General features: G+C 42.6%; 5 protein-coding genes and 1 tRNA gene. 2 read left to right on the plus strand and 4 right to left on the minus strand.

Translation table 11 applies throughout. From position 1 onward, the window contains the following. Both Q0K03_RS07145 and Q0K03_RS07150 read right to left on the minus strand, forming a co-directional pair. Positions 1 to 434, minus strand: a 434-nt coding sequence (locus Q0K03_RS07145) for a hypothetical protein (protein WP_297239021.1), incomplete at its 3' end; no start/stop codon positions are given. Continuing rightward, positions 428 to 1069, minus strand: a complete 642-nt coding sequence (locus Q0K03_RS07150; RefSeq protein ID WP_297239022.1) for a hypothetical protein — start codon at positions 1067 to 1069, stop codon at positions 428 to 430. The genes Q0K03_RS07145 and Q0K03_RS07150, both read right to left, overlap by 7 nt. A 49-nt stretch (positions 1070 to 1118) precedes the next feature. On the opposite strand from Q0K03_RS07150, the gene Q0K03_RS07155 reads away from it, so the two are divergent. Next, positions 1119 to 1949: an HAD family hydrolase gene (locus tag Q0K03_RS07155; protein ID WP_297239023.1), complete on the plus strand. Its 831-nt coding sequence runs from the start codon at positions 1119 to 1121 to the stop codon at positions 1947 to 1949. On the opposite strand, the gene Q0K03_RS07160 is transcribed toward Q0K03_RS07155, so the two are convergent. Both Q0K03_RS07160 and gltX read right to left on the minus strand, forming a co-directional pair. After that, positions 1927 to 2718, minus strand: a complete 792-nt coding sequence (locus Q0K03_RS07160; RefSeq protein WP_297239024.1) for a mechanosensitive ion channel domain-containing protein — start codon at positions 2716 to 2718, stop codon at positions 1927 to 1929. The two genes, Q0K03_RS07155 and Q0K03_RS07160, sit on opposite strands and share 23 nt — an antisense overlap. 27 nt (positions 2719 to 2745) lie before the next feature. Then, positions 2746 to 4203, minus strand: a complete 1458-nt coding sequence (gene gltX, locus Q0K03_RS07165; protein ID WP_297239025.1) for a glutamate--tRNA ligase — start codon at positions 4201 to 4203, stop codon at positions 2746 to 2748. 99 nt (positions 4204 to 4302) lie between these two features. Here gltX and Q0K03_RS07170 point away from each other — a divergent pair. Next, positions 4303 to 4378, plus strand: a tRNA-Gln gene (locus tag Q0K03_RS07170). Positions 4379 to 4420: the final 42 nt, after the last annotated feature.

A 4420-nucleotide genomic window follows, 5' to 3' on the forward strand; every position in this document is an offset into this window, starting at 1 on the left:
GAGAAGATGTCCTGGGCAAAGGCACTGACGCTTTGAAAGGTCAAAAAATCATTGAACAATCCCACAGCGCTGAACAGCCCAAAGAAATACATCATGGATACACCAAATAAGACCAGGCTTCGATGCACTTGATCCATATGGGAACTGACTCGGTTGGACTGGGCCAGCACACATAGAAAAGAAAGCGTCAAAAGCACTCCGTAAAGAATCGAACTGCCGGGAATCAGCCAGAAAAAAAGCACAAAAACGATACTCAGAAACAAGAAAAGATTGGCAAAGGTATCCGTCGTATCTCTTTTTCTTCGAATCTTTCTTAATCCGGCATCCTGCAAAGAAAAAATGGGTGTGATGGGATCCAGAACTTTTTTAGGAAGGAAGCTGATGCAAACGGATAAAAGGATCGCCAGCACCGAAAAAACAAGTATATTCAACATGATGTATCCTCTTTCTTAAAATACAGCCAAACCGAACCGAAACACAAAAGCCCGGTGATCACACTCCACAACAAGAGCGGACAGGAAAACCAAACGATGGCTTTGAGCTGGTTGGCTAAATAAATGGCACCTAAATAGAGTGCAAAAATGGCAATCAAAACAATCCAGAATCTTAAAGCAGATCGCTTGGGATTGGTCGCCATATAGGTCAGTAAGAACTTATAGATCAAATAGACAAAAAGACTTTGAAGAAGAAGGGTCGGGCCGATGTCCACGCGATGTAAGATCTCTGTATGCTCCAACAAGGGAACCAGCACCTGGCTGTAGATCACATTGATACAGGTCGTGTAGACAAACAGAAAACAAGGAAAATCGGCCAGTTCCACCACCCAGGCTTTTATCCCTCGAGCTCTGTCCTTTTGAAGCTTTTTTTTAAAGTCTATTTTATAAGAAGTGTGCTCCTTCTGGTCGTCTTGAAGAATCTGACTGGCAAGGTCCAGATATTTATATTGTTGGGCCTTGGACAGACCGGCCTGCTTGACCATAAAAGCACTCCAGTCAAAAAGAGCCTGATTTTTTAAAGGAACACTTCTTACTTTATTTGCCACAGAATGGAAATAATTGAAAGTATTCATGGAAATATTGTAGAATAAATCCGTTAATAAGTCCACAAGAGGAATGGTTATGAAAATTATCTTTTTAGATGCGGATGGTACTTTGTTTCATCACGAAGGATATATCCCCAAAAGTGCCCTGCGCGCCTGCAGGCTCGCCCAAAAAAATGAACATAAGATCTTTCTGTGTACCGGAAGACAGCGCGTGGAGATCTATGGCGATATGCTGGAGCTGGAATACGACGGATTGATCACAGGAAGCGGGGCGCATATTGAAATCGGTGGAAAGGTTTTGGAAGAAAGAACTTTTTCTCGGGCTCAGATCGATTTTTTGATAAACTATTTGAATGCCCATGATATCAACGCCCTTTTTGAAACCACAAACGGCCTGGTAGGCGATACAAAGACAAAGCATCAAATCGACCAGATGATCCAGGAACAGTGTTCTCACTTATCGAAGGAACAATTTCAAAAGCACGGCCTGGTGCAAGTACGGCACAATCTGCAGGTAACCGATGCGATTGCCCAGTGCCCGGTCAACAAGGTTTCCTTTCTGGAATCAAAAACGCCTTACGTACAAATCGTGGAGGATCTTAAAGATCAGTTTGATCTTGTCCCTGCGACATTTGCCCCTTTCGGGAACCAAAGCGGAGAAATCTCGGACAAAACGATCACAAAAGCTACGGGCATACAAAGCGTTTTAGAGTATTATCACTGTGAAAAAAAAGATGCGATTGCCCTCGGAGATGGTTTCAACGATCTGTGTATGTTTGAGGCTGCCGGCTATTCTGTCGCGATGGGAAACGCCGCAAAAGAGGTACAAGAAAAAGCAGACCGTATCACGACCTGCTTAGAGGAAGATGGAATCTGGAACGCTTTTACCTTTCTCCATCTGATTTAATATAAACCATTTGAGAAATGGGTTCCATTCCCATTTCTTTTCTTTTTTTGACCAGCATTTCATTCATGGAACAAAGACAAGTCCAGTACTCTTCAAAAGGCACAAAACAATACAGTCCGACTTCCATCGTTCTTTCCTTGATCGCATCCACCACAACTTCTTTCTGCATCGATTCTACGATCTTCTCCTGGGCATCTATCACGCTTTTTCCTAATTGAAGACATTGTTCCACATCAAAATCCAAAGGGGCCGAAAAAGAGATATGAATACGGCGATATTTTTCTTTTGAATAATTGACCACGATCTCACTGATTGCGGTGGAATTCGGAATGATGATCTCCTGATGGTCAAAGGTCTGTAAAACGATATACATCACTTCGATGCGCACAACCGTTCCTTCTTTGTCTTCGATGCGAAGATAGTCTCCAATCACAAAGGGCTTGGTAAAGAGGATCTGGATCCCGCCGGCTACATCGTTCATCGTATCTCTTAATGCCAGAGAGATGCCTAAAGAAACCGCGCTCAGCGATCCTACGATCACAGACATATCCAGTCCCAGAACTGTCAAGGCAATCGCAATGAAGATGATCTTGATGACAATCGATGCACAAGAGCCGATAAAACTCAAAGAGCCATGATCGGTTACATTCTTCGACAAACGGAGAATGAACTTTTTGATCACCTTGGCCAAAAGAACGCCAAAGAGAATGATCAAGGCCGCAACTGCCAGTTTGATCAATAGATTTTCCAGATTCGCTAAAGAAAACATACGCTTCTCCTTTTAAAAAGAATCGGACTATACAGCCGATTCTAAATCTTTTTTCAAGCGGGAAATCCCCTCTTCAATTCGACAAAGGCTTTCCTCTTTCCCTAATATATATGCCACTTCAATGGCTCCTCCCGGCGTTGATTTTTTACCTGTCAATGCCGTGCGGATCGGCCATAAAACCTGTCCGTTTTTCATCGCCAGCTTTTCCGGCAATGCCATCATCAGATCGTGCAGCTGATCCATAGAAGAAAATTCACAGCCGGAAAGTTCCTTGTAGGCTTCTTCCAGGGCAACCAGTGACGTCTCCTTTTTTGATTTCTGACGTTTATGAACGTACAGCTCGGTATCATAATCCGGCAATTTTTCAAAGAAATCGATCATATCTTCAATCTCATTCAAAGTATTGGCACGAGACTGAACCAGTTTGGCGATTTCTTTTAGATCCAGTTCTTTATGGATCACTTCCCGAATCTTAGGTTCCGCCAGTTCAAAATATCGATCGAAATCCATATTCTTCAAATATTCCCCATTCATCCAGGTCAGCTTGTCAATATCAAAAATAGCCGGTCTTTTTGAAATTCGATGAATATCGAATACTTTGATCAATTCTTCCAGCGAATAGATCTCCTGTTCCGTTTGCGGAGACCATCCTAAAAGCGCGATATAGTTAATGATTGCTTCTGGCAGATAGCCTTTGGCAACCAGATCCTGGAAAGAAGCATCCCCGTTTCGCTTGGACAGCTTATGATGTTCATCTTTCATGACCGGAGGAACATGAACATAAACAGGCCGCTTCCATCCATAAGCATCGTAGATCAAGTTATATTTAGGCGTACTCGATAAATATTCGTTTCCGCGAACCACATGCGAGATCTGCATCTGGTGATCATCGACGATATTGGCAAAATTATAAGTAGGAAACCCATCGGATTTGATCAAGATCTGTTCATCCAATGTGTTGACATCCACTTCAATATGGCCATAGACTTCATCATCAAAAGTCGTTTCTTTGATTTCTTTGATCGTTTGACGGATCACATAAGGTTCTCCGGCATCCAGTTTTGCCTGAACTTCTTCAGGAGTCAGGTGTTTACAAGGATCATCAAATTTGAAAGAATCGCCCTGTTCTTCTCTTTGTCTTTGAAGTTCTTCCTCCGAGCAGAAACAATAATGGGCTCCGCCCAGTTTGATCAGTTCTTCGGCATACCCTTTATACATTCCTAAGCGCTCGCTTTGAATGTAAGGGCCATGATCGCCGCCGACATCTGGACCTTCATCCCAGTTTAAGCCGCAATCTTTCATCGTTTTGTATATAATATCGACCGCGCCTTCCACCTGCCGGCTCTGGTCGGTGTCTTCAATACGTAAAATAAAATCGCCGCCTTCATGTTTTGCGATCAAATATTCAAATAAAGCGGTTCGTAAGTTCCCTATATGCATATAACCCGTTGGACTGGGTGCAAATCTCGTTCTAATTTTAGCCATAAACAACCGTCCTTTCCTGATAATCTTAAACTACTTTAAAATTTTCTTCAATAAACAGTTGCCAAAACTCAAAAAAAAATATATTATATATAGGCACCTTGGGGTATAGCCAAGCGGTAAGGCACCAGACTCTGAATCTGGCATTTCCATGGTTCGAATCCATGTACCCCAGCCATAGAAAACAAACGCCATTTGAAAGGATGGCGTTTTATTTTTT

The organism is uncultured Faecalicoccus sp. (assembly GCF_944327125.1).
Classification (GTDB): Bacteria; Bacillota_I; Bacilli_A; order Erysipelotrichales; family Erysipelotrichaceae; genus Faecalicoccus.